The following is a 24576-nucleotide window of genomic DNA, read 5'->3' as shown; positions in this document are numbered from 1 at the left end:
ATGGCTACATTGGGCGAGTTGGTCGCTCATGCGGGCCTGCGACCGCTGATGCCCGAGGTGGCCGAGCGGGCTCGGCTCGAACCGGTGCACGGGGTGTGCGCGTTCGACGCGATGTCGTCGGACGAACCGATGAGCGCCCGGATCGTCTACATCCGGGCGCGCGTTTGGACGTCGCTCGATGCGCTCGCGGAGACGGCGGACGCTCTTCGATCGGCGGGCGCAGTGGCTGTCCTGGTGGACGACGACGATCGACTCCTGCCCTCCGAATTCGTCACCGCCTGCGTCGAGCGCGCGCTACCGGTGCTACTTCTGCCGAAAGGGGTCCCGCTCGAGCGGATCGCCTCCGGGCAAGCGCATCCCACCGCGGCGACCGCCATTCGGGAAACCGTCGACGGGTTCGCCGCCGACAGCAGCATCAAAGTCTGGCTGGTATTGCAGGGGTGCGTCCTCGGTTCGTCCGCGACTGATCTGGATCTCGTGGGCAAGATCGTCGCGCGCGTACCCGAGACCGTGCGTGGCGGCTCGAATCCGCCCGCCGCGATACACGCGGTACTCCCCGAGTCCGGCATCGACCTCGCCCTCGCCAATCCCGAACGTACACAACTGCATCCGGGACGCTTCGCCCAGCTCGTCGGTGACCTCGATACCCAGATCAAGTCGGTCGAGGTGGCCAGATCCGCCCGCCGGGAATCCGAGGACGCGCTGATCCGGGAACTGCTCGAGGCCAAGGTCGCCTCTGCGGCGCTCGAGCCGTGGGCGCGCTCACTCGGCCTAATTCCCGGCGCGCGCGTGCGGGCGGTCGCGGTGGTGATTCCAACATCGGGGACCGAGAACAAACTGGTCACCGCACTGCGGGACCTCGGGCTGCACACCGGCGGCACCAGCGTCTGCGGCAAACACGGCAACGGCGCGTACGCGTTGATCATCATGGAGGACACGACAACCGGCAACGCGACGGATTTCGACCAGAATCTGGCCGTGCTCCGCGGGCTGTTCGCGCACCGGTACGGACACGAGCTCTCCATCGGCACCAGCTCATGTCTGGTCGGATCCGGTGACGACCTGGTGCGCGGACTGATCAATGCCAGGCACCTGGCCGACCGCCACGCCCGCTCCACCGCGCCCGCGGCACCCAAGATCGCGCTGCCTGCGCCGTTGAGCACGACCCTGCTGGCCGCCGATCCCGCGATGGCTCAATCATTGCACCGCGTGCTGCTGCAACCGGTGCTCACCTACGACGAGACCAAGGGCTCGCACTATCTGGAGACGCTGCGCACATTCCTCGCCCTCGACTGTCAATGGGCAGCCACCGCCAACGAATTGGGCATCCACATCAACACTCTGCGCTATCGGCTGACCCGTATCGAGCGGCTCACCGGCCGCGGGATCCAGTCCATGGCCGACCGCGTCGACTTCTATCTGGCGTTGTCGCTGCGCGAATCACAACGCCGCGAATAGCGGATCGCGGCTGAGCCACCAGGGCTCGGGCAGCCGCGGTGCGAATTCGGCGACTACATCGTATTCGCCGCCGACAGCCCGGCCGACATACGACGGATGCGCGCTGTAGTGGTTACTCCGGAAGCAGAACGGCAGGCCCTCGGGATTTCCGTCGAACCGGATGCCGAGCAGCGCCTCGGCGATCCCGGCCGCGTCGGTCGTGCGGGCCACCTCCGCGGCCAGTCGCACCGCGTGCACCGCGTTGTAGGCGCCGACTTGCGCGGCGTGGGCACGGCGTTGGCCTCTGACCTCGAGCAGGGCCCGCCGATAGGCCCGGTTGGCGTCGGAGTCGATCGCGGAGAAATAGGTACCCACCATGTAGTGCCCGTCACCGACCTCGGGCGACATGTGCTCGAGGTCGATGGGCGTGGTGACCGTCGCGGCGATCGGCAACGTGCCGGAATCGAAACCGGCACGGTGGAATTCGGTGTAAAAGGCGGTGGTCGATTCCAGGCCGACGATATTGGAGATGACCACATCGGGCCGCACCCGCTCGATATCGCGTACGACATCGGTGAAGGAGGTCTCCCGCAGCGGCACATAGCGATTTCCGACGGTTTCGATGTCCCAGCGCCCGCCCACTCGCTGCACCGCCTCGGCCAATACCCGCGGGTAGATGTAGTCCGAGCCGACCACGTAGACGCGGCGGCCGAGATTGCCCGCGATCCACCCGAGGTAATCGGCCAGATATTGATTGGGGGCCGCCCCACAATAGAACACTCGGTGATCGGTTTCCTCACCTTCGAAATAGGTGGGGTACATCAGCAGCGCGCGATGGGCGTGCACCGCCGGAATCATCGCCACGCGGCTGGCGGAGGTATATCCGCCGACGATGATGTCGACGCCTTCTGTGCGGCACAGGTGATCGATTCCGGCCACCGACAGCCCCACTTCGGAGCGATCGTCGAACACCGCGAATTCGAGTTCCGCGCCACGCACACCGCCACCGGCATTGATCTCGTGCACAGCGAGAGCCGCGCCGTCGAAAATGGATCGTTCCATCTCCGACTGCGGGCCCGTGAGCGAATACAGCAAGCCGATCTTCACCATCGCTCCTCTCGGCGGCACGAGCCTCCCCTGTCTGCCATCAGGCCAACTCTACGCCAGATCCGGTGTCGCACAGATCGAGTGACCGAGCTCCCCAGGCTAGCGGGCGACCAGGTTGCGATCCGGTGACCACGCGTTTCGCCCAGGTGTCGGACACGTGCACGTTACTCGACACGCGCATCCGTTCGCACTGGTGAACAGCATCGGAGCAGGCGCGGAGGTGTACGAACATCCAGTCCCGGCGCGCTGCGCGCTGGCGGTCGGTCCAATTGTTCGGCGCCGCCGTTCCCGGTTTCGTAGTTCGTGTTCGGCGAGAGCATCCGAGGAGGACACCATGACCGAGGCCATCAGCAGGCCCGCGAAGATTCGCACCGCAGTAGATATCGGCGGCACCTTCACCGACGTTTTCGTCCAGGGCGCGGACGGAAAGATCATCACCGCGAAATACCCCACCCAGTCCGACCCCATCGAAGGCGTCCTGGCCGGGATGAAACAGGCGGGCGTCGATTGGGCCGATGTGGAATTCTTCTCCCACGGCACCACCATCGCCACCAATGCGCTGATCACTCGCAAATTCCCCAGGATAGCGCTTGTGACCACCGAGGGATTCCGCGACGTGATCGAAATCCGGCGCGGCGACCGCGAATCCTGGGATCCGTATCAGGCCGTCGCGGAACCGTTCGTGCAGCGCAGGCATCGGCTCACGGTGCGCGAACGCATCGGCTACGACGGCAAGGTCCTCGAAACCCTCGACGAGAACCAGGCCCGCGATGTCGCGCGAATCCTGCGCCGACGCGACATCGAAACCGTCGCCATCTGTTTCGTCAACTCATTCACCAATCCCGAGCACGAGGAGCGGATGGCCGAGATCCTCGCCGAGGAACTGCCCGGTGTCGCGATCACCACCTCGAGCGATGTGCTGCCGGAGATCTTCGAATACGAGCGGTTCTCAACCACCGTCGCCAACGCGGCGCTGGTGCCGATCATCGGGCCGTATGCCCGCACGCTCGAAGCCCGGCTCGAGGCGAACGGCTACGCCAACGACGTACTGCTGCTGCATTCCGGCGGCGGTGTGATGACCCCCAAGATGGCCGAGAAGTACGGCGCGCGCCTGGCAGCCTCTGGCATCGCCGCGGGTGCCATCGCCAGCAGGCACATCGCCCGCATGTGCGGTTTCGAGAACTCCATCGGTTTCGATATGGGCGGCACTTCCACCGATGTGTCGCTCACCGAGAACGGGATGCTCGGCACCACCAATATGTGGAGCGTCGAATTCGGCTACCCGATCTGCTTCCCGAGCATCGAGGTGCTCACCATCGGGGCCGGCGGCGGCTCCATCGCCTGGCTCGACGAGGCGGGCTCGTTGCACAACGGCCCGCAGTCCGCGGGCTCGGAACCCGGCCCGGCCTGCTACGGCGTCGCCGACGATCTGGCGACCAACACCGATGCCAACCTGGTACTCGGCACGGTCGGCAAGAAGCTCGCCGGCGGGGTGAAGAAGCTCGACGAGTCGATGGCGCGGGCGGCGATCGAAAAGATCGCGACCCCACTGGGGCTGGACGTGGAGACGGCGGCGCAGTCGATCATCAAGGTCGCCAACGCCAATATGGCCGACGCGATCCGGCTGATCTCGATCCGCAAGGGGCACGACCCGCGCGACTTCGCGCTGGTCGGTTTCGGTGGCGCGGGCCCGCTGCACGCGGCGTACCTGGCCAAGGACCTCGGCATCCCGACCGTGATCATCCCCCCGCATCCCGGTGTCACCTCGGCGATGGGTTGCATGCTCGTCGACATCCAGCACGACCTGACCAAGATGTACCTCGCCGACGCGGCGGCAGCCGATCTGGGTCATCTGAACCGGTCGTTCCGCGAATTGGAGACCCAGGGCAGGCAGCGCCTCACTGCCGAGCATGTCGACGACGCCGACATGATGTTCGAGTATTACCTCGATATGCGCTACCTCGGGCAGTGGCGGGCCATCGCGGTGCCGGTGTCTGGCCCGCTGAGCAGCCTCGACGAGGTCATCGCGACGTTCCACGCGACGCACCTGAAGGAGCACAACTTCGCTGACGAGGCCGCGGGCGTGGAGATCTACCGGGTGCTGGTCCGGGCGATCGGGGTGACCCCGCGCAACGACGTGGTCCCCGCCGTCCCGATCGACCCGGCCGATTTCACCCCGGTGCCTGTCGAGGTACGCGAGGTGCTGTTCCCCGACGAGTCGACCCGGCTGCGGACTCCCATCTACCACCGCGGCGACCTGCCCGCCGGTGCCGTCCTGGTCGGACCGTGCATCGTCGATCAGCTCGATTCGACCACCGTGGTGCCGCCACACACGACCGCGCGGGCGGACGAATGGGGCAACCTCGTGCTTGAGCAGACCGCGTAATCCCTTATCTCCCTATCGAATTCATTGAGGTGAACCATGCCAACATCACTTGATCCGGTGACCTTCGAGGTACTCAAGAACGCCTTCATCAACACCGTCGACCAGATGGCCGAGCAGATCCTGCGGACCTGCTACTCCTTCGTCATCTATTCGCGCGACTTCTCCTCGGCCCTCTGCGATACCGAGGGCAACACGGTGATGCAGGGCACCGGCGACATCGCGGCCCACGTCGGCACGCTGCACTACACCGCCAAAGCCGTCATCCGGCAGTTCGAGGGCGATATCCACCCCGGCGACGTTTTCATCATCAACGATGTTTACGAAGGCGGCAGCCACTTCAACGACACCCGCATCATCCGGCCGATCTATTACCACGGGGAGCTGCTCGGCTATGCCCAGGCCAACGGGCACTGGGCCGATGTGGGCGGCGCGACGCCGGGTTCGTTCAACGTCAAGGCACTCGACCACATGGGTGAGGGCCTGCGCATTCCGCCGACCCGGCTCTGGAGCAAGGACGAATTCCTCGAGGACGTGGCGTATCTGATCGCCAAGAACACGCGCAACCCGCGCGACATCATCGGCGACATGCAGGCCCAGGCCGAGGCCACCCGCGTCGCCGAACGCGAAATCCAGCGCCTGTGCGACAAATACGGTGTCGAGACCATCAAAACCGCGATGGCCGAGGTACAGGACTACGTCGAGGAGCTGACCCGCGCGAAGATCTCCTCGCTGCCCGACGGCGTCTGGTACACCGAGGACTACATCGACCAGGACCCCGCACTCGGCGAGGGCCTGATCCCGGTCACCATGAAGATGACGATCTCCGGCGACTCCGTGCACTACGACCTGAGCGAATCGCATGCCTCGATCTCGTCGATGCTCAACGCCGGCTTCGGTGGTTCTTTCGCCGGCATCGTCGCGGGCACCAAGATGCAGTTCCCGGATATCCCGCTCAACTCCGGCTTCTACCGCGTGGTCACCGCCGATCTCGGTCCGCTCGGTTCGGTGGTCAATGCCGACTGGCCCTCGCCGTGCGCCGGATTCTGTTCGGGACCGTTCGAGAAAATCATGAGCTCGGTCTTCGAGATCTGGTCCGACATCCAGCCCGATCGGGCGATGGCGTGCACGTTCAATCTCGAGTATCTGCTGGTCGGCGGGCGCGACGGGCGCGAATCGGGCAACCCGAATTTCATGTGGTACGACTGGATGATGGGCGGCTGGGGCGCCCGCAACGGCGCCGACGGCTACAACGCCTCCGCCGCGGTGTTCGGTGTCCAATACGGCACCCAACCCTTCGAAGGCCAGGAACGCCTGGCGCCGGTGCTCACCTCCCGCCACGATCTGGTGCCCGATTCCGGTGGGCCGGGCAAGTTCCGAGGCGGCCTCGGCGCGGAAAAGGGCGGCAAGCTGTGGGCGAGCAACAACACGGTGATGTCGTACTGCTGCGACCGGGAACGCTCGGTGACCTGGGGTCTGTGGGGCGGGCTGCCGTCGATCCCCCACGGCGTGTGGCTCAACAAGGGCACCGACCAGCAGCAATATCTCGGTTCGATCTTCGCCGCGCTACCGATCAAATCCGGTGACGAGTTCACCCGCCCCTCCGCCGGCGGTGGCGGGCTCGGCGACGCACTCCAGCGCGACATCGACGCCGTGCTCGAGGACGTCATCGACGGGTACGTGACGATCGAACGGGCCGAGAAGGACTACGGCGTCGTCATCCGCGAGGTCGACCCCGAGATCTTCGAGTACGAGGTCGATCTCGAGGCGACCGTCGCCGCGCGCGACTACATCCGCGCCAACCGCCACGCCTGGATGGCGAAGGACCCCGCCGAGGTGTCCACCGAGTATCAGACCGGGCTGATCAACGAGATGGACTGCGTCCGCCAGTACGGCGTGATCCTCGATTGGGGCAGCGGCGAGGTGCTGCCGAACACCACCGACCAGTTCCGGGCGATGCTGCGCCGCCGCACCATCGTGCACTGGACCGACGACCCCGCCATCCCCTACGTCAAGGGCACGCTGACCGCCGAACCCGCCGCGGTCTGAAACCCGTTGTCGCGGATGCCACGACGCGGTGGCATCCGCGACACCCACCTACCGACTCCCCCGCTGGCAACGGCGCCAACACCCCTCGCTCGAATCGAAGGAAGACTCGATGTCCGTTTCGCCGCCGCTGCGCACCAGCGACATACCCCCGCTCGTCACGTCCACCACCGACGACCCCAAAGTTCTCGAACATGCTGCCGCCGAGGACTATTCGCTGCACATCGTCCCGCTGTCGTGGCGCAGCGGCCGACTGTCGATCTCGATGGCCTGGTTCGGTCTGATGAGCGCGATGTTCTGGGTGGTCGTCGGTAGCACCGTCACCCTCGCCGTCGGCACGATCGACACCTTGATCGGCATCGCCGCGTCGGCCGTCAGCTATGGCGTGATCAACTCCGTCGCCGCTCGCTACGCCGCCAAGACCGGCACCAGCGTCTCGCTGTTCTCCCGTGCCCTGTTCGGCAGGGCCGGTTCGGCTTTCGCGGCCGCGCTGTTCGGCATCACCATCACCTACTACGTGGTCGCCGAGGGCGCGATCGTTGCCGCCGCGCTGCACGCGTATCTGCCCGCGGTGCCGATCGCGTTGTGCGCGCTGATCGTGGTCCTCTACCAGGCGCCGCTGGCCATGCGCGGGGTGACAACCTGGCTCGACAAGATCAACGGGTGGTTGCTGCCGCTGTATCTGCTCGGGCTGGTCGGCTCGGTGGCGTGGACCATCGCGGAGTACGGATACTCCAACGGCTGGCTGACCTATGAGCCCGCCGCGGCCGCCAGCTCCGGCGTCCCCGGCTGGTGGTTCGCCTACACGATCTACATGGGTGTCTGGGTCGTCACGATGATGGCCTGGGACTTCGCCCGATTCGGCAAGCCTGCCGACGCGGTGTTCAACGGGTGGGTCACCTTCGGCACCCCGTTCTACGTGATGACGCTGTTCGTCAACGCCGTCGTCGGCATGTTCCTGGCGCACACCATCGATATCGAGGGTCCGCTCAACGAGGAGTCGGCCATTCTCGGGATCATCGCGATGATGGGCTTCTGGGGTCTGCTGTGGGTGCTCATCAGCCAGACCCGGGTCAATACGGGAAACTTCTATCTGGCCTCGACCAACCTGCAGAACTTCTTCGCACGAGCACTGAAGCTCACGCTCCCCCGGGTGTTCTGGCTGGGTGTGGTCGCGGTGGTCGTCTACGTCATGATGCTCACGAATGTGCTGACCTGGATCCTGCAGGCACTGAGCTACCAGGGCGTGATCATCGTCAGCTGGGTGGCGATCGCCATGACCCACATCGCCCTGACCTCGCGCAGCGGTTCGTCGCTGGGCACCGCGGAGTTCCGGCCCGGTCGGGTGCCAGCGGTCAACCCCGCCGGCATGACCGCCTGGTCGGTCTCCTCGGCCGTCGGCATCGCCCTGGTCGCCTTCGGCGGCGCGCAGGGCACGGTGTGGGCGCCACCGGTGAGCTGCGTGCTCGCCGCTGCCATCTACGCTGTGGCACTGCGCATTTCGAAGCCCGGCTGGTTCGTCCTGGACCGCCCGCACGACCCGCGCACCGAGGTCGAGGACCCGTGGGAGACGCGCGTGCGGTGCCACCGCTGCGAAGATTCCTACATCGCCTATGAAATGGACCGTGACCCGTCCGCCGGTCACCAGGCCATCTGCCTGGCTTGCGCTTCGAACACGCCCAGCTTCCTCCGGGCCGCCGAAGCCGAGGCAGGCTCGTAGCCTCTCCACGACATCCGATCGGCCCCCGTCGCACTCTGAGGCGGGGGCCGATCGTCGTCGGTCAGGACTCGTGGTTGTCCGGGTAGGCGGTGACCGCGAGGAACTTGATCGGGAGCCGGACCAGGTCGTTCGGGCCGTGGATGCCCTCGCCGTCGAGCAGCAGCGAATCACCTGGCCGCAGGGTGTATTCGGCGTCGCCGTGGCCGTAGACCATCACGCCCTCGAGCATGTAGAGCAGTTCGGTCCCCGCGTGCTGGAAGCGCGGAAAGACCTCGCTGGCGTTGGTGAGGGTGACGAGTACGGGTTCGAGGCGCTTGTGCTGGCCGCGCAGTGCGCCGAGCAGTTCGTAGTGGTGGCCGATGCGGGTGCCGCGGCCGACGATCACCGCGCCGTGGCCGGATTCGACGTACACGGCTTCGCGTTCGGTGTCCGCGCCACGGAACAGCGAGGTGACGGGGACGTCGAGGCCGGCAGCCAGGCGCGCGAGAGTCGAGAGGCTGCACGAGGTCTGGGCGTTCTCGATCTTCGACAGCATCGCCTTGGAGATGCCGACCTTGTCGGCCATGTCGCCCACCGAGAGTCCGGCGGCCTTGCGCAGCGACCGCACCTGTTGGGCGATCGCCTCTTCGAGGTCGTTGCCGGTGGGCGCGGTCCCGGTGACCTCACGCTGGACGGGAGCGGGATCGCCGGTGTCGCGCACTTCCTGGATCGGTCGGGCTGCCATAGCGTCGATCATAACTGACCGAAGTTTCCTCTGAGGAAACCCTTGCGCATGCCGAAAGCCCCCTCTCGGTGATGAGCCGAAAGGGGGCGGGCGCAGAGTCGCGGATCAGCCGACGGGCGCCTCCGCCGCATCGGTGGTGATCGCCTCGGCGGCCTCGACCGCGTCGGCCTCCGCGGCCGGAACCGACGTGACCGGGATCGTCTCCATCGCGTACGCGGACTCGCCGTGGACGGCCACGTCGAGCCCCTCGGCCTCCTTCTCGTGATGGACGCGCAGGCCCATCGTCTTGTCGAGCGCCTTCGCGATCAGCCAGGTCACGATGAAGCTGTACCCGACCACCGCGACCACCGCGACGGTCTGACGCCACAGCAGGTCGAACCCGCCGCCGTAGAGCAGCCCGGCGACCCCGTTGGGCGCCTTCGGGTCGGCGATGAAGCCGATGAGCAGCGTGCCGAGAATGCCGCCGACCATGTGGATTCCGACCACGTCGAGCGAGTCGTCGTAGCCGAGGCGGAACTTGATCGAGACCGCGAGGCAGCACAGGGCACCCGCGGCACCACCGACGAGCAGCGCGCCCATCGGCGACACCGCACCACAGGCCGGGGTGATGCCGACCAGGGCCGCGATCAGACCCGAGCTGGCGCCCAACGACGTGGCGTGACCCTCGCGGATCTTCTCGACCAGCAGCCACGCGCAGATACCCGCGCACGCGGCGGCCAGGGTGTTCAACACGACGACCGAGGCACTGTTACCGGCCGAGAGCGCGGAACCACCGTTGAAGCCGAACCAGCCGAACAGCAGGATGCCCGCGCCGAGCATGGTCAGCGGAAGACTGTGCGGGCGTGGCGGAGTCGCGAAGTTGCGACGCTTGCCGAGCACCAGCACCAGGGCCAGTGCCGCGACACCGGCGTTGACGTGGACCGCGGTACCACCGGCGAAGTCGATGGCGACGAGCTTGTTGGCGATCCAGCCGCCGGTGATCGACCCATCGGCCGAGTCGAACGCGAAAACCCAGTGCGCGACAGGGAAATACACCAGCGTCGCCCACACGCCGGCGAAGACCATCCAGGCGCCGAACTTCATCCGGTCGGCGACGGCCCCGGAGATCAGCGCGACAGTGATGGCGGCGAACAGCAACTGGAACCCGGCGACGAGCGCGGGCGGCAGCGCGGGAACGGCCGGTGCGGTCAACATCGACGCCAGGCCGAGCGCCTCGAGCGGATCGCCGAGCAGGCCCGCCCCGCCGACCGAATTGCCGAGTACGGCAGAGTAACCGAACAGCACCCAGAGGATACCGACGACGGCGAAGGCGCCGAATGTCATCATCGCCATGTTGAGGGTGTTCTTCGCGCTCACCATGCCGCCGTAGAACATCGCCAGGCCGGGAACCATCAAGCTCACCGCGGCGAAGGCGGCGAGCATCCACGCGGTATTCGCCGCGGCTATTGCTTCTTCCATTGTTGTCTACCTCAGAGGGTCATGCGGCAGAAGTCTGCCATTGAGAATCCAGGTCCACCGGTAGTGGACCACCCCGATAGTTTCGATAGGTCTACTTACGGTGACGTCCTTGTTAAGTGCTTCACGGCGTCACACCGCCGAATGTGCTGAGCCAGCGCAGCGCTGGACCCCGAGTGCGCTCGAGTCCCTTGTATTCGGTCATGTCGTGCGGCAGGTCCTCGAGCACCCGGTACAGCCGGTCGGCCCAGGCCTCCACCGTCGCGATCGCCGCGAACGGAAGCAGGTAGGTGCGGATCAAGAACATCACCGCGCCCGAGTGCGGCAATCGAATCAGGTGCTGCACTTCGGTTCTCAGGAACAGGCGCTCGCCGACGTCGGCGAGCGGGCCGTCGGCGAGGGTACGACGATCGCGGCCCCACTCGCGAAAGGTCTCGGTGGCGGTGTCGAGTTTGCCGTCGACCGTCAGCGACCAGTTGGTCCGCCGAAAACTCTGACCGGGCTCGAGGCGCATGAGGAACTCGTGCGCACGGGTGATGATCTTCTCGCCGTGCACGCGCGGCACGGGGCCGTGGATCTGCAGGAAACTCATCCCGATGTCGAATCCGAACGACCAGTTGGCCGCGAAGGTGACAACACCCGCGTCACCCCAGAGCTGGCCCATACGCTGATCGAGCAGGACGACATCTTCTTGGATCTGGCCGCAGATGTAGTCCAGCGGGCCGGTCGGCAAGGTAGCCGGATCGCCGAAGGTGAAGGTGTCATCGATACCTAGCAGATCGTTGCGCCAGCGAAAAGCGTTGTCGTCGGTCGGCACTCGATCCAGATGCATGGTCGCCGGATAGCCGGCGGCCAGCTCGCGCATCAGCGTCAGCATGGCGTCCCAGCAGGCGGGCACCATGTGCGGCAAGCATTGCGACCGGGAGGGATCGCAAGCGAGGACGCGCGCTCGTTCGTCGAGTTCGCGACGATAGTGCCGATCGATGTCGACGCGGCGTTCACCCCAGCCACCTGCCGCGGTGACGGTGCGCCGACCGGCGGGTTCGATATTGGTGCTGTATCGGTACCGGTCGCGCGGGAACGGAAACGGGTAGTTCTCGATGTCGGCGCTGAGGTAGGCAGTGGTCATCACAGTTCCAGTTCCACTCGGTCGCCGACGGCACGGGACACGCACGGCATCATCACGTCGCCCGCAGCGCGCTCGTCGTCGGTGAGATAGGTGTCGCGGTGATCGATCCCGCCGCCGCGGACGGTGAGTCTGCATTCGCCGCACACGCCCTGCCTGCAGAGATTGGGTACCGCGATGCCGCGGGCGAGCAGTGCTTCGAGGAGCGAGGTGTCGGCGCCGACGGGAACCAGCGCACCGCTGCGGCCGAGGCGCGCGGCGAACGGCGCACCGCCCGCCGCCGTGGCGGCGGCGAACGGCTCCGCATGCAGGCGTTGGCGGTGCCAGCCCGCATCGACGGCGGCCGCGGTCACCGCCTCGATCAGTCCTTCGGGTCCACACACATACAGGTGCGCTCCCAGCGGTACGTCGACAAGGCGAGCTCTCATGTGCGACAACAGTTCCGGCCCGCTCCGCGGGATCGTCAACCGATCGCCCGCCAGCGCGCACAGGTCATCGACATGCGCGTCGGCGCCCGGCCGGTGCACGTAGACCACCTCGAAGGAGCGCTGCCACAGGACCGCAGCGCGGACATGCGACACGATCGGCGTGACACCGATCCCGCCGGCGACCAGCACGTGATGACGGGCATCGACCACCGGAGCGAAGGCGCTGCGCGGGCGCGAGGCGACCACATGATCACCGACGTTCAACGAGTGCACCCACGCCGAACCCCCGCGACCGGCTCGATCGTGGCGCACGGAGATCGAGTAGTGCCGGGGTTCGACCATCGGACCGGTCAGTGAGTACGAGTTCCGCGCACCGTCGGCCCAGGTGAGCGCCAGATGACTACCCGGCGCGAAAGACGGCAGCGACACCCCGCCGACGGGCACCAGCGTCACTTCGCGGATCCCTTCACACAGCGTCCGCAGCCCGGCGACCCCGAGTAACAACTCGTTCGGACCGACCGTCGCGGTCGTCATCGCAGCTCCTCCGCATCGGCGCTGTACCCGAGGTAGGCGTGGCGATGTCGGGAGAAGTGGTAGTAGACAACCAACTCGACGCCACACCCACCGCAGGCCATGGTCTCGTCGATCCCGGCTTCGGTAGCCGTTGTCGAGCGGCAGTGCGCGCAGAACACCTCGCGCGCACCCGCGTCGAACCCGTCGTCGGCGCCGAGGACGACGGTGATCACCTCACCGTCGATCGCACCGGCGGCCAGGACGCGGGCCCGGATCCGAGCGACACCCGCGCCGTCGCCGACGACGAGGAAGCGCCACCCCGTCCGCGCCGACCCGAGCGCCGCGTCGACATCGTCGACGCGCACATCGACCACCGTGCTCGGCGCCGGAATCACCTCACGATGCGTCGCGACCTCGGCAGCGGCCCGCGCATCGGTGACGAAGACGAGGTAATGCGGTGCGCGCGAATCGAACTCGGCGCTTCCCACCGACCGCGCCGACCACCGCGGCACGCTGGTGTTCGCCATCGACACCGCCATGGCTACGGCGCGAACGAACGGTGACCGACGAAGAAGGCCAGCGCCCGGTCGGGGGTGGTGAACCGGATGCGCGATCCCTTCGGGAAGAAGATCGCGTCCTTCGGACCCGCCGTCTCCACCTGCCCGGAATCGAGATTCTCCAGCCGGAACTCCCCTTCGAGCACGACCTTCATCTCGTCGTAGGCGTAGTAGTAGTCCAGCGGCGCATCGGTGCTGCGCAGCTCGAAGTAGCCGGCCGACATCTCCGAGCCGTTCGGGTTCGAGTAGACGTCGTCGATGTAGCCCTGCGTGCCGGGGTACTCCGCGGTCGGCATCTGCGGCAGGTTCTGCCAGAACTCGGTGGTCACCCGGAACGGGGCGACGGATTCGGAAGCGGTCATGGGAACTCTCCTTGACTCGACTCTACAAGCGGCTTGTCCAGCCGCTGTGGTGAAACTTCGACCATTGATAGGAAACCATCGACTGCATTGCCTACGTGTTAATTCTCATGAATTGACGCCTCCCTAGAGGAAACACAGTCGCTGGAGCCATAAACAGTCCTCGGCGACATCCGCGATTGACGGGCACGTAACACGGTGGACATCCGCGGACTGTTTCATTACATACAACATCGAGTCACAGCAGGAAACCTCCAGGAGAATCGGGAAACACTGTGAAGGAAACGGCCGAGTACGTCATCGTGGGCGGCGGACTGGAGGGGCTCGCAATCGCCTGGTCGCTCGCCCACCGGGGTGAGACCGATGTCCTCGTGCTCGAGCGCGACACTCTCTGCTCCGGCATGACAGGCAAGTCCAGCGGTGTGGTCCGGTGCCATTACGGCAACCCGTCACTGGCGGCGATGGCCTGGTACGGCGTCGGCATCTTCAGCCGGGCAGGCGAGATCTTCGGCGACGACATGGCTTTTCGGCAGTGCGGCTACGTCGTCGGGGTCGCCGAGGACAATCTCGCGCCGCTGCGCGCCAATGTCGCCATGATGCGCGGGCTCGGCATCGATGTCGAGTTCATCGGTCATGACAAGATGGCCGAACTGTGGCCGGGGCTGCACCTGGACGACTTCGCGGCCTTCGCCTATGAGCCGCTGGGCGGGCGTGGTGAGGCCTACATGTCGGGGATGGCCTTCGCCGCCTCGGCACGCAAACTCGGGGTGAGAATCCGTCAATCCACCACGGTCGCACGCCTTCTCGCCGACAGCGCCGGTGCGGTCTACGGCGTGCGGCTCACCGACGGCACCGAGATCCATACCGGGACAGTGGTTCTGGCCGCCGGTCCGTGGACACCGGCATTGGCCGCGGGCGTCGGTGTCGAGGTCGACGTCAAGGCCCAACGCGCCCAACTCGTGCTGGTCGACCAGGGCGAGCCGACGCCGGAGGTTCCGGTGCTGTCGGACCTGGCAGGGCTGCAATACATCTGCCGCGAACCCAACGGCGAACTACTGGTGGGTAATTCGGATCACCAGGCGCCGGAGTACATCGACCCCGACAACTTCGTCAACCGCGCCGACGAGGCCACCTTCGAGAAGACCATCGTCAAGCTCGACAGGCGTCTGCCCGACATGCCCGATCCGCGCATCACCAGTTCCTACGTGGGCGCCTACGACGTCACCCCCGACTACAACCCGATCATCGGCCCCGCGCCCGTCGCCGGATTGTTCCTGGCGACCGGGTTCTCCGGCCACGGATTCAAGATCTCCCCCGCGGTCGGCGAACTGGTCGCCGACCTGCTCACCACCGGAACCACCACGCTGCCAGACGTCGATCCCCGCGACTTCCGGTACAGCCGATTCGCCGAGAACGACCTGCTGCTCAGTCCCCATCCGTACGAGGGCGCGGGCGAGATGCGATGAACCGGCCCACCACCTTTCGATCATCCCGACCAGGAGCCTGACATGGCCATCGATGCCGCCGAAGCCTTCACCCCGATCACCTCGGACACCCAGCCGACGCTGACCGAACTGGTCCACAGCACCGGCACCACCTTCATTCTCGCCCTGTTCGTCACACTGTCGGGCAAACCATGCGCGAAACTCGTTCCCGCGCAAGCGGTCCAGCAACTGGAACACGACGGCGTCGGGTTCGCCGGTTTCGCCGCGGGTGGCATGGGGCAACAGCCCAGGGATCCCGATCTCGTCGCGATGCCCGACGCGTCGTCGTTCACCCCGATCCCGTTCATCCGCCCCGGCCTCGCGCTGGTGCACTGCGACCCGCACGTCGAGGGCAAGCCGTGGCCGTTCTCGCCGCGGATCATCCTGCGCGAGACATTGCGCCGCGCCGCCGATCTCGGGTTCACCGTCAACGTCGGCGCGGAGATCGAATACTTCCTGGTCAACCGTGGCACCTCGGGTGAACTCGTCACCGCCGATGCGTCCGATCGAAGCCCTCGGCCCTGCTACGACGCTCGCGACGTGACCCGCATGTACGACCATCTCACCGAGATCTCCACCGCGATGAACGCGCTCGGGTGGGGCAACTACGCCAACGATCACGAGGACGGGAACGGCCAGTTCGAACAGAACTTCGACTACGCCGATGCCATGACCACCGCCGATCGGGTGATCACCGCGCGGTATCTGCTGTCGGTGGTCGCGGAGAAGCGGGGTATGCAGGCGACTTTCATGCCCAAGCCGTTCGCCGACCGCACCGGATCCGGCATGCACATGCACCTGTCGCTGTGGCGCGAGGACGGCGCGGCCTTTCCCGATCCCGCGGACGAGAAGGGTCTCGGGTTGTCGTCCACCGCCTACGGTTTCATCGCAGGCATCCTCGAGCACGCCTGTGCCCTGCAGGCCGTGATCGCCCCGACTGTCAACTCCTACAAGCGCACCGGTGCCACCACCACGAGCAGCGGCGCCACCTGGTCGCCGCGCTTCGCCACCTACGGCGGCAACGACCGCACCCACTATCTGCGCGTGCCCGACTGCCATCGCGTCGAATTGCGCGGCGGCGACGGCTCGGCCAATCCGTACCTCGCGGCCGCGGCCGCCATCGCCGCCGGTCTCGACGGGGTGCAGCGGGCCCTCGACCCCGGTGCACCCGGCAGCGGCGAGAGCAAGAGCGACACTCTGCCGATGACGCTGCTGCACGCCATGGACGCACTCGACCGCGATCCCGTCCTCACCGGAGCACTCGATATCGCCGGGCCAGGGGTCGCCGAGTACTTCGCGCGACTCAAACGCGAGGAGTTCTTCGCCTGGCACAACACGGTCACCCCCTGGGAGATCGACCAGTACCTGACCGCCTTCTGACCGACCACGAAAGAGGAGCACACCATGTGTGGAATCGTGGGCTTGCACCTGCGTGACAGAACGCTGTATCCCGAGCTGGGAGCGCTGCTCAGCGGCATGCTCGACCAGATGTGTGACCGGGGACCCGATTCGGCGGGCATGGCCATCTACGGCGACCCGACCTGGTCGCCCGAGGGGCACGCGACGATATCGCTACTCGAAACACCGCTCCCGACAGCCGATCTGGCGGCCGCGCTCACCAGCCGACTCGGCGTCGAGGTCACCGCGTTCGACCTCGCTCCCACCGCGGTGGCGCACGCGCCGGTCACCGCCGAACAGCTCCACGATGCCGTCCGCGCGATCGCACCGACCGCCCGGGTGATCGGCTTCGGCACCGACGTCACCGTCCTCAAGGGAATGGGCAACCCCACCGCGCTCGCCCACCGCTTCGGCCTACCGAACGCCTCCGGGTGGCAAGGTGTCGCCCACACCCGGATGGCCACCGAGTCCGCCGTCACCGCCGAGGGCTCGCACCCGTTCTCGGTCGGACCCGACCAGTGCCTCGTCCACAACGGCTCGTTCTCCAACCACATGAGCATCAAGCACACCCTCGAACGCGAAGGCGTCATCTTCGACAGCGAGAACGACACCGAGGTCGGCGCGCGATTCGTCGCCGGACAACTGGCCGACGGCGTCGATCTGGAGAAGGCCCTGCTGCTGCTGAACGAGACGTTCGACGGCTTCTACACGCTGCTGGTATCGAACAAGGACTCCTTCGCCGTGGTCCGCGACGCGATCTCGTGCAAGCCGGCGGTCATCGCCGAAACCGGCCGCTGGGTGGCCATGGCCTCGGAATACCGCGCCCTGGCAGACCTACCCGGCATCGACACCGCCCGAATCTTCGAGCCCGAACCGGAAGAGGTGTACGTATGGCACCGACAGTGACCGACACCGCCACCACCTTCGATCTGCGCACGACCACGGTGCGCGGCACCAACAAGGCGCTGCAGGCGGCCGACGCGCCCGCCCGTGCGCTGATCACCGCACCGCGCGGCGCGCACGCCCTGGCCTGTGGGCTCGACAGCGACATCGACGTCACCATCGACGGTCATGTCGGCTACTACTGCGCGGGCATGAACCAGCGCGCGACGGTCACCGTCGCGGGCAATGCGGGCGTCGGGGTGGCCGAGAACATGATGTCGGGCACGGTCCGCGTTCAAGGCGATGCCTCGCAGTCCGCCGGTGCCACCGCACATGGCGGTCTGCTCGTGATCGAGGGCAATGCCGCCGCGCGCTGCGGCATTTCGATGAAGGGCGTCGATATCGTCGTTGGCGGCGATATCGGGCATATGAGCGCCTTCATGGGTCAGGCCGGTCGACTCGTCGTCTGCGGGGATGCCGGTGAGGCACTGGGTGATTCGCTCTACGAGGCGCGCATCTACGTGCGTGGCACCGTCGCGTCACTGGGTGCGGACTGCATCAAGAAGCAGATGGCGGCCGAGCATCTCGCCGAACTCGCCGAATTGCTGGCGGCCGCCGGGATCGATGCCAACCCCACCGATTTCACCCGCTACGGCTCGGCCAGGCAGCTCTACAACTTCCACGTCGACAACGCCTCGGCGTACTGACCTCGCCAGGAGACGATCCCATGACCTTCAACCCGACCCTGCGCGAATCGGCGACCTTCGACCGCGGCGTGATCGCCGAGATCCAGCGCGCCGCCGAGACCGGCATCTACGACATCCGCGGCTGGGGCGCCAAACGCAAGCTCCCCCACTTCGACGACCTGCTCTTCCTCGGTGCGTCGATGTCGCGCTATCCCCTCGAGGGCTATCGCGAACGCTGCGACACCGACGTGGTGCTCGGCGATCGCCACGCCGAATTCCCGCTACACCTCGATATTCCGATCACCATCGCCGGAATGAGCTTCGGCGCGCTGTCCGGGCAGGCCAAGGAAGCACTCGGCCGTGGCGCCAGCGAAGTCGGCACCTCCACGACCACGGGCGACGGCGGGATGACCCCCGAAGAGCGTGGCCAGTCGAAACACCTGGTTTATCAGTATCTTCCGTCCCGCTACGGGATGAACCCCGATGATCTGCGTAAGGCCGACGCCATCGAGATCGTGCTCGGACAGGGCGCCAAGCCCGGTGGCGGCGGCATGCTGCTCGGCCAGAAGATCACTGAGCGGGTTGCCGGCATGCGCACGCTGCCCCAGGGCGTCGACCAGCGCAGTGCCTGCCGCCACCCCGACTGGACCGGGCCCGATGACCTCGCCATCAAGATCATCGAATTGCGCGAGATCACCAACTGGGAAAAGCCCATCTATGTGAAGGTCGGCGCGACCCGCACGTATTACGATGTCAAGCTGGCGGTGAAAGCCGGCGCCGACGTGGTGGTCGTCGACGGGATGCAAGGCGGCACCGCCGCGACCCAGGATGTGTTCATCGAACACGTCGGGATCCCCACCCTGGCCGCCATTCCCCAGGCGGTGCAGGCACTGCAGGAGATGGGTCTGCACCGCAAGGTGCAGTTGATCGTCTCCGGTGGCATCCGCAGCGGCGCCGACGTGGCCAAGGCCATGGCGCTGGGTGCCGACGCGGTCGCTATCGGCACCGCGGCCCTGATCGCTTTGGGCGACAACAGCCCTCGCTTCGCGAAGCAGTACCGCGAACTCGGCTCCGACGCGGGCTTCTACGACGACTTCCAAGCCGGTCGCGACCCCGCGGGGATCACCACCCAGGACCCCGAGCTCGCCAGGAACCTCGACCCCGTCGAAGGCGGCCGACGACTGGCGAACTATCTGCGCGTGCTCACCATGGAGGCGCAGACCCTCGCCCGCGCGTGCGGAAAGTCACACCTGCGCAACCTCGAACCGGAGGATCTGGTGGCGTTGACGATCGAAGCCTCGGCCATGGCGCGCGTCCCGCTGGCGGGCACGACCTGGATCCCCGGCCGGTCATGACAGACACCTTCGACGCCATGTGGGCGTCCATCCTCGATGTCGGCCGCGAGCCCTCGACCGGCGGCTACCGGCGCTTCGCCTGGAACGACGCGGACATGACACTGCGCGAATGGTTCACCGGCGAGGCGAACCGGCGCGCGATGACTGTCGAAGAGGACCGCAACGGCAACCTCTGGGCCTGGTGGCTGCCCGCGGGCTGGACCGGCGAGCCGCGGGACGCCTTCGTCACCGGTTCCCACCTGGACTCGGTGCCCGACGGCGGGGCATTCGACGGGCCGCTGGGCGTGGTCTCGGCCTTCGCCGCCGTCGACGTCCTACGCGCGCGTGGCATCGTGCCGACCCGGCCGGTCGCCGTCACCGCGTTCGCCGACGAGGAAGGCGCGCGCTTCGGCGTCGCCTGTATCGGCTCACAATTGACCTCCGGTGCCCTGAAACCCGAACGGGCGCTGCGCCTTCGCGACGCCAACGGCATCACCCTCGCCGAGGCGCTCACCGGCGCGGGTCGCGATCCCGCCCACCTCGGCGCCGATCCCGCGCTCACCGAACGCGTCGGCGTCTACATCGAACTGCATGTCGAACAGGGGCGCGCGCTCGATCTCATCGACGCGCCCCTCGCGGTGGCGTCGTCGATCTGGCCACACGGTCGATGGCTGTTCACGTTCACCGGCGAGGCCAATCACGCGGGCGCGACCCGGCTCGTCGACCGGCGGGATCCCATGCTCACCTTCGCCTCGTCGGTCCACACCGCGCGGGCTGCCGCCGCGCTGCACGATGCGGTCGCCACGTTCGGCAAGGTGCGGGTACTTCCTAACGGCGCCAACGCGATTCCCTCTGAGATCAAAGCCTGGCTCGACGCCCGCGCCGCCGACGAGGCAACGCTGACCGAACTCGTCGACCACATCACCCGCGAGATCCACGGGCATGCCGCGGCCGACGGGATCGGCTTGCGGTCGGAGGCGGAATCGATCACGCCGATCGTCGAGTTCTCTTCCGACACCCGCGAGCGGCTGCAATCAGCGCTCGGCCACCTCGGCGAGATCCCGGTACTGCCGACGGCGGCCGGGCACGACGCGGGAATCCTGTCGGCCAAGGTTCCTACCGCCATGCTGTTCGTCCGCAATCCCACGGGAGTCTCGCACTCCCCCGTCGAATACGCAGAGCCCGCCGACTGCCACACCGGTGTCGACGCGCTGGCCGATGTCATGGCCGAGTGGGTGTCCTGAAGGAGGGAAGCCGTTGTCGCAGTGGGGCCGACTAGTTGTTGCGGGTCATGACGTTGTTGACGCCGACGCAGGAGTGATCTGAAGGGGACGGATCTCCCGGCGGCAGGATGGAAAACACCACATCCTCCGTCCGCTCGACCGGGAAGACCCGTCCGTGACCCACCGTAATGCCCCGCTGTCCATCGAAGGCCGTCGCCGTCTGGCGCAACGCTGTCGAACCCGCCCGGTCGCTCACGTCGCTGCCGAGATGGGGATCTCCCGTCAATGCGCATCGAAATGGGTCAACCGCTACCGCCAGTTCGGTGAGGTCGGCCTCGCCGACCGCTCCAGCGTCCCGCACCGCCAACTCACCGCCACGCCAGTGCAGGTGGTGACCCGGATCGAGGCCCTTCGTCGCACCAAGAAGTGGTCGGCTCGGCGCATCGCCTTCGAATTATCCTGCGGCAGTGAAGCACTCGCAGTTCGCACGGTGACCCGGACCTTGAATCGTTTAGTTTTGAATCGGCGTAGGTTCATCGATCCCAACGGTGCAGACAACCGGACACCAAGACCCATCGTTGCTCGCCGGCCTGGTCACATGATCCATGTCGACGTGAAGAAGGTCGGACGGATCCCCGACGGCGGTGGCTGGCGCGCTCACGGCCGCAACTCCGCCCAAGCGAAGGTGGTCGGAGCCGCCAAGAAGCGCGGCGTGAGAGCGGGGTACGTCTACCTGCACTCCGCGGTCGACGGCTACTCCCGCCTTGCTTACACCAAAGCACTCGGTGATAAAAAGCTGTCACAGCAATCGGATTCATGGAACGCGCCCGAGCGCTCTTCAACGCTCACGGCATCGTCTTCCTCGTACGGATCGTCACCGACAACGGCTCCTGCTATCGAGCCGGCGACTTCGCCAAGTCCTGCATGGTGCGCGGCACCAGCGGATCCGGCCTTACACACCACGTCACAACGGAAAAGTGGAGCGCTACAACAGGATCCTGGCCGAGGAGTTCCTCTACGCCCGCGAGTGGACTTCCGAACATCAACGATCCGAAGCTCTCAGGGTCTGGAACGTTCACTACAACTATCGACTTATGGTCGGTGCAGCGTCGTTTCGTGGGAGTAGCTACCCGCTGAAGCGGTGCCAGGAGGCGGGCGCGGCTGGCTCGACAACTATCTGTCACCCGGTGCTTCGAGGTTGACTCGTCGATGGTCTGGTCGCCGCGTCCGCTTTCGTCTGCGGCCTGACTCGACAGAGGGATGACAACACGACGCAGCGATGCGTCTTTCTGGAAGTCGGCTTGTCGGCCGCGACACTCTCCTCTGGTCCACAAGGAAGGCCTTTCGGATGATCATTCTCGGTGTCGACCCGCACAAGTCGTCGCATACCGCCGCTGCTGTTCAGGCCCGGGACACGACCACCCTCGACACGATCACGATCTCATCCGCTACCAGCGAATATCGTCGTCTGCTGCGCTGGGCACAGCGCTGGAACGAGCGATACTGGGCGATCGAAAACGCGGACGGGCTCGGACACAACCTAACCCAATGGCTGATCAGCCACGGCGAGCGCGTGGTCGACGTCCCGCCCACCGCTACCGCCAAGATCCGTGCACTCTCCCGAGGCGGACGGCGCAAAAACGATCCGATCGACGCAGCTGCTGCCGCCTGCGTCGCGGCGATCAGGGGCGAGAGCCGGCCCGTTGTCGTCGAGGGCCACACAGATGCCCTGGCGTTGCTCGACGAGCGGCGCCACACCCTCAACCGGCACCGCACCCGACTCCTCAACCAGCTCCACGCTCTGCTGCGGGAACTGATCCCAGGCGGCGCGAAACGTTCATTATCAGCCACCGCCGCCGAATCCATTCTGCGCACCGTGACCGCCGCTACCATCGCCGACCGCGTCCGAATCCAGCTCGCAAACGACCTAATCGACGACATTCGGCGCTACGACCAGCAGCTCACCGACAACACAGCTCAGATGAAACAACTCCTCGACGAACACACCACATCACTACCCGACCTGGTCGGTGTCGGACCCGTGCTCGCCGCCCGCGTCTTGGCCAGCACCCGCGATCCGCGAAGGTTCCCCACCGCGGTGGCCTACGCCAATTACACCGGAACCGCGCCGGTCCAGGTTGCCAGTGGCGACTACAACCGACATCGGCTCTCCCGCTACGGAAACCGCGAGCTCAATTCAGCGATTCACTCCATCACCGTCATCCAGATCCGGACCCGGACCAGCGCCGGAAGACGCTACTACGACCGCAAACGCGCAGAAGGAAAGACCGCCAGAGAAGCCACCCGCTGCCTCAAACGCCAGATCGCCACCATCCTCTGGCGAACCATGATCAAAGACGCTCAGGCACGCGAAAACACCGCCGATCCGCTGCGCGGATCAGTTCTTCCGGGGTTGCGGTCGTCGAGCGGACGGTGTCGAACAGTTCGTCCTGATCGCGGGCCAGCTGGCTCATCTTGTGCTCGTACACCGCGAGAAATAGACCGTCTTTGCTGTTGACGCGCTTGTACAGAGCACGCGGGGCGACGTCGGCCCGCTCGCACCTCGAATCCCCAGGTGGTTCTCCAGGTCAACCGTGAGGTCGGATGGGCGGCGTCGCCGAGCCGCCGATCACCGGGTGTCGAGCTGCCGGAATGGAAACAGGCCCAGAACAAGTCCCACCGCAAGGTCCGTGCCCGTGTCGAGCACGCTTTCGCTCGGATGAAGACATGGAAGATACTGCGGGACTGCCGTTTACGTGGTGACAGGGTAGGTGTCGCGATGGCTGAGGTAGCGACTCTGGCCAACCTCGCCCACGCTTACTGATTCCTGGCGGGCGGATCGCTCGCCGTCGCTAATTCAGACTTACGGGACATCCCTTAGCCTCATCAACGGCGGGACATAATACGGGGTTACGTCATTCCTCATTCCTCCACCCCTTCGGATGAGTCGATCACCCAGCGATCACCGCCAGCCGGACACCCCGCAGTGGCAACAATCCGCCGTCACCACAATGCGGCACAAAATGAAAAAAAGTGAAGAATCACAGCAAGTCTGGCTCTTCGATATAGACGATCATAAACAATTTTGCTACCGAGCTGGCACTGTATAAGATCTGACATAGATCAGCGATTTAGTGAAGAGGAAGATCTACGGGGTAGGCAGGGCTTTGCCGCAGACAGTCTGGGATACCCCAAACACATCTCACGAGCGACGACGGGCACCGCCGCTCGTGAGATGTGTCGCGGATCGAAACCAGACACTTACTCCAGGCCGAGCTCCAGATATCCCGGTGTCGAGATATCTCTGCCCACCGTCGTCCATATGGGATATCCGACCGCGACCTAGGAGATCCGTTGCTCCCTCAGCGCATGCCCGTTGCTGCTAGCGCACAACCTGATATGCGGCCACCACTCGTACTGATACAACGCGTAGCGGAAGCCTTGCAGGACTGGGAACCACCACAGCGATTGGAACTGCCGCCCGGGTCGGCCAAAGATCGGGATCACTTATCTGCATGTGGTTTCGAGTATCCTCTGCACCTAGTCGATCGATGTCAATGCTCGGCGCCCGCGAATACTTGGTGCAGTTGCCGATGGGACCGGCTGCCGTAACACCTATCGGCGGGCCTTCGCGTTCCTGAGCGATATCTTCAAACGCGCGATTCCACCGCCAGGTACCGCCATCGGCACTCTTACACCTGCCAGAGAAGCCTT

Annotated in this window: 18 protein-coding genes and 2 pseudogenes; 13 read left to right on the top strand and 7 right to left on the bottom strand. The window is 65.9% G+C overall.

The window, feature by feature from the left end; translation table 11 throughout:
* Nucleotides 1–1458 (top strand): PucR family transcriptional regulator, encoded by a 1458-nt coding sequence (locus tag NS1_RS28095; RefSeq protein WP_063816295.1) that lies wholly within the window; start codon nucleotides 1–3, stop codon nucleotides 1456–1458.
* On the opposite strand, the gene NS1_RS28090 is transcribed toward NS1_RS28095, so the two are convergent.
* On the bottom strand, nucleotides 1441–2547 hold the full coding sequence (locus tag NS1_RS28090) for a transporter substrate-binding protein (protein WP_174562688.1): 1107 nt from the start codon (nucleotides 2545–2547) through the stop codon (nucleotides 1441–1443). The two genes, NS1_RS28095 and NS1_RS28090, sit on opposite strands and share 18 nt — an antisense overlap.
* Nucleotides 2548–2878: 331 nt before the next feature.
* Here NS1_RS28090 and NS1_RS28085 point away from each other — a divergent pair, with 331 nt between their 5' ends.
* The 3 genes from NS1_RS28085 to NS1_RS28075 all read left to right on the top strand — a co-directional run bounded on the left by NS1_RS28085 (nucleotide 2879) and on the right by NS1_RS28075 (nucleotide 8693).
* Nucleotides 2879–4930 (top strand): hydantoinase/oxoprolinase family protein, encoded by a 2052-nt coding sequence (locus tag NS1_RS28085; RefSeq protein WP_062989295.1) that lies wholly within the window; start codon nucleotides 2879–2881, stop codon nucleotides 4928–4930.
* A 36-nt stretch (nucleotides 4931–4966) separates the two neighbouring features.
* On the top strand, nucleotides 4967–6976 hold the full coding sequence (locus tag NS1_RS28080) for a hydantoinase B/oxoprolinase family protein (RefSeq protein WP_062989293.1): 2010 nt from the start codon (nucleotides 4967–4969) through the stop codon (nucleotides 6974–6976).
* Between the two features lie 109 nt (nucleotides 6977–7085).
* A complete protein-coding gene (locus tag NS1_RS28075; RefSeq protein ID WP_062989291.1) occupies nucleotides 7086–8693 on the top strand; it encodes a purine-cytosine permease family protein in 1608 nt (535 codons plus the stop codon).
* 61 nt (nucleotides 8694–8754) lie between these two features.
* Here NS1_RS28075 and NS1_RS28070 read toward each other — a convergent pair whose 3' ends face one another.
* The 6 genes from NS1_RS28070 to NS1_RS28045 all read right to left on the bottom strand — a co-directional run bounded on the left by NS1_RS28070 (nucleotide 8755) and on the right by NS1_RS28045 (nucleotide 13858).
* The gene (locus NS1_RS28070; protein ID WP_062989288.1) at nucleotides 8755–9417 is read right to left on the bottom strand and encodes a helix-turn-helix domain-containing protein; all 663 of its coding nucleotides are present in this window, start codon (nucleotides 9415–9417) and stop codon (nucleotides 8755–8757) included.
* A 105-nt stretch (nucleotides 9418–9522) separates the two neighbouring features.
* Nucleotides 9523–10875, bottom strand: coding sequence for an ammonium transporter (locus NS1_RS28065; RefSeq protein WP_062989286.1), 1353 nt, complete (start codon nucleotides 10873–10875; stop codon nucleotides 9523–9525).
* Nucleotides 10876–10996: 121 nt separating this feature from the next.
* Nucleotides 10997–12001 (bottom strand): heme-dependent oxidative N-demethylase family protein, encoded by a 1005-nt coding sequence (locus NS1_RS28060; protein ID WP_062989284.1) that lies wholly within the window; start codon nucleotides 11999–12001, stop codon nucleotides 10997–10999.
* Nucleotides 12001–12960 carry a PDR/VanB family oxidoreductase gene (locus tag NS1_RS28055; protein ID WP_062989282.1) on the bottom strand — a complete coding sequence of 320 codons (960 nt, stop codon included), beginning with the start codon at nucleotides 12958–12960 and terminating at the stop codon, nucleotides 12001–12003. Before NS1_RS28055 ends, NS1_RS28060 begins: the two co-directional genes overlap by 1 nt.
* A complete protein-coding gene (locus NS1_RS28050; RefSeq protein WP_063816297.1) occupies nucleotides 12957–13466 on the bottom strand; it encodes a dimethylamine monooxygenase subunit DmmA family protein in 510 nt (169 codons plus the stop codon). Before NS1_RS28050 ends, NS1_RS28055 begins: the two co-directional genes overlap by 4 nt.
* Before the next feature lie 14 nt (nucleotides 13467–13480).
* Nucleotides 13481–13858, bottom strand: a complete 378-nt coding sequence (locus NS1_RS28045; protein ID WP_062989278.1) for a cupin domain-containing protein — start codon at nucleotides 13856–13858, stop codon at nucleotides 13481–13483.
* A gap of 272 nt (nucleotides 13859–14130) precedes the next feature.
* On the opposite strand from NS1_RS28045, the gene NS1_RS28040 reads away from it, so the two are divergent.
* The 9 genes and pseudogenes from NS1_RS28040 to NS1_RS39395 all read left to right on the top strand — a co-directional run.
* Entirely contained in the window at nucleotides 14131–15321 is a 1191-nt protein-coding gene (locus NS1_RS28040) for an NAD(P)/FAD-dependent oxidoreductase (RefSeq protein ID WP_062989276.1), read from the top strand.
* A 42-nt stretch (nucleotides 15322–15363) separates the two neighbouring features.
* Nucleotides 15364–16719, top strand: coding sequence for a type III glutamate--ammonia ligase (glnT, locus tag NS1_RS28035; protein ID WP_062989274.1), 1356 nt, complete (start codon nucleotides 15364–15366; stop codon nucleotides 16717–16719).
* Between the two features lie 24 nt (nucleotides 16720–16743).
* Complete coding sequence (locus tag NS1_RS28030; RefSeq protein WP_062989272.1) at nucleotides 16744–17643, top strand: class II glutamine amidotransferase; 900 nt, start codon at nucleotides 16744–16746, stop codon at nucleotides 17641–17643.
* The gene (locus tag NS1_RS28025; protein WP_062989270.1) at nucleotides 17628–18326 is read left to right on the top strand and encodes a GltB/FmdC/FwdC-like GXGXG domain-containing protein; all 699 of its coding nucleotides are present in this window, start codon (nucleotides 17628–17630) and stop codon (nucleotides 18324–18326) included. The genes NS1_RS28030 and NS1_RS28025 overlap by 16 nt, the downstream gene beginning before the upstream one ends.
* Nucleotides 18327–18346: 20 nt before the next feature.
* Nucleotides 18347–19660, top strand: a complete 1314-nt coding sequence (locus NS1_RS28020) for an FMN-binding glutamate synthase family protein (RefSeq protein WP_062989268.1) — start codon at nucleotides 18347–18349, stop codon at nucleotides 19658–19660.
* On the top strand, nucleotides 19657–20883 hold the full coding sequence (locus tag NS1_RS28015) for an allantoate amidohydrolase (protein ID WP_062989266.1): 1227 nt from the start codon (nucleotides 19657–19659) through the stop codon (nucleotides 20881–20883). The genes NS1_RS28020 and NS1_RS28015 overlap by 4 nt, the downstream gene beginning before the upstream one ends.
* A 154-nt stretch (nucleotides 20884–21037) precedes the next feature.
* Nucleotides 21038–22064 (top strand): annotated as a pseudogene (locus NS1_RS39400) (IS481 family transposase).
* Between the two features lie 146 nt (nucleotides 22065–22210).
* A complete protein-coding gene (locus NS1_RS28005; protein ID WP_063816294.1) occupies nucleotides 22211–23380 on the top strand; it encodes an IS110 family RNA-guided transposase in 1170 nt (389 codons plus the stop codon).
* 99 nt (nucleotides 23381–23479) lie between these two features.
* Nucleotides 23480–23686, top strand: a pseudogene (locus tag NS1_RS39395) (transposase family protein); the annotation flags it as partial.
* Nucleotides 23687–24576: the final 890 nt, after the last annotated feature.

Origin of the sequence: Nocardia salmonicida NBRC 13393, assembly GCF_001613085.1 — a bacterium.
Classification (GTDB): Bacteria; Actinomycetota; Actinomycetes; order Mycobacteriales; family Mycobacteriaceae; genus Nocardia; species Nocardia salmonicida.
This window is presented reverse-complemented; position numbering and strand designations above follow the sequence as displayed.

What these genes read in the sequence shown, in the direction of transcription:
- NS1_RS28095 (WP_063816295.1), top strand. Translation starts at nt 1, where the DNA reads ATGGCTACATTGGGCGAGTTGGTCGCTCATGCGGGCCTGCGACCGCTG.
- NS1_RS28090 (WP_174562688.1), bottom strand. Translation starts at nt 2,547, where the DNA reads ATGGTGAAGATCGGCTTGCTGTATTCGCTCACGGGCCCGCAGTCGGAG.
- NS1_RS28085 (WP_062989295.1), top strand. Translation starts at nt 2,879, where the DNA reads ATGACCGAGGCCATCAGCAGGCCCGCGAAGATTCGCACCGCAGTAGAT.
- NS1_RS28080 (WP_062989293.1), top strand. Translation starts at nt 4,967, where the DNA reads ATGCCAACATCACTTGATCCGGTGACCTTCGAGGTACTCAAGAACGCC.
- NS1_RS28075 (WP_062989291.1), top strand. Translation starts at nt 7,086, where the DNA reads ATGTCCGTTTCGCCGCCGCTGCGCACCAGCGACATACCCCCGCTCGTC.
- NS1_RS28070 (WP_062989288.1), bottom strand. Translation starts at nt 9,417, where the DNA reads ATGGCAGCCCGACCGATCCAGGAAGTGCGCGACACCGGCGATCCCGCT.
- NS1_RS28065 (WP_062989286.1), bottom strand. Translation starts at nt 10,875, where the DNA reads ATGGAAGAAGCAATAGCCGCGGCGAATACCGCGTGGATGCTCGCCGCC.
- NS1_RS28060 (WP_062989284.1), bottom strand. Translation starts at nt 12,001, where the DNA reads ATGACCACTGCCTACCTCAGCGCCGACATCGAGAACTACCCGTTTCCG.
- NS1_RS28055 (WP_062989282.1), bottom strand. Translation starts at nt 12,960, where the DNA reads ATGACGACCGCGACGGTCGGTCCGAACGAGTTGTTACTCGGGGTCGCC.
- NS1_RS28050 (WP_063816297.1), bottom strand. Translation starts at nt 13,466, where the DNA reads ATGGCGAACACCAGCGTGCCGCGGTGGTCGGCGCGGTCGGTGGGAAGC.
- NS1_RS28045 (WP_062989278.1), bottom strand. Translation starts at nt 13,858, where the DNA reads ATGACCGCTTCCGAATCCGTCGCCCCGTTCCGGGTGACCACCGAGTTC.
- glnT (WP_062989274.1), top strand. Translation starts at nt 15,364, where the DNA reads ATGGCCATCGATGCCGCCGAAGCCTTCACCCCGATCACCTCGGACACC.
- NS1_RS28030 (WP_062989272.1), top strand. Translation starts at nt 16,744, where the DNA reads ATGTGTGGAATCGTGGGCTTGCACCTGCGTGACAGAACGCTGTATCCC.
- NS1_RS28025 (WP_062989270.1), top strand. Translation starts at nt 17,628, where the DNA reads ATGGCACCGACAGTGACCGACACCGCCACCACCTTCGATCTGCGCACG.
- NS1_RS28020 (WP_062989268.1), top strand. Translation starts at nt 18,347, where the DNA reads ATGACCTTCAACCCGACCCTGCGCGAATCGGCGACCTTCGACCGCGGC.
- NS1_RS28015 (WP_062989266.1), top strand. Translation starts at nt 19,657, where the DNA reads ATGACAGACACCTTCGACGCCATGTGGGCGTCCATCCTCGATGTCGGC.
- NS1_RS28005 (WP_063816294.1), top strand. Translation starts at nt 22,211, where the DNA reads ATGATCATTCTCGGTGTCGACCCGCACAAGTCGTCGCATACCGCCGCT.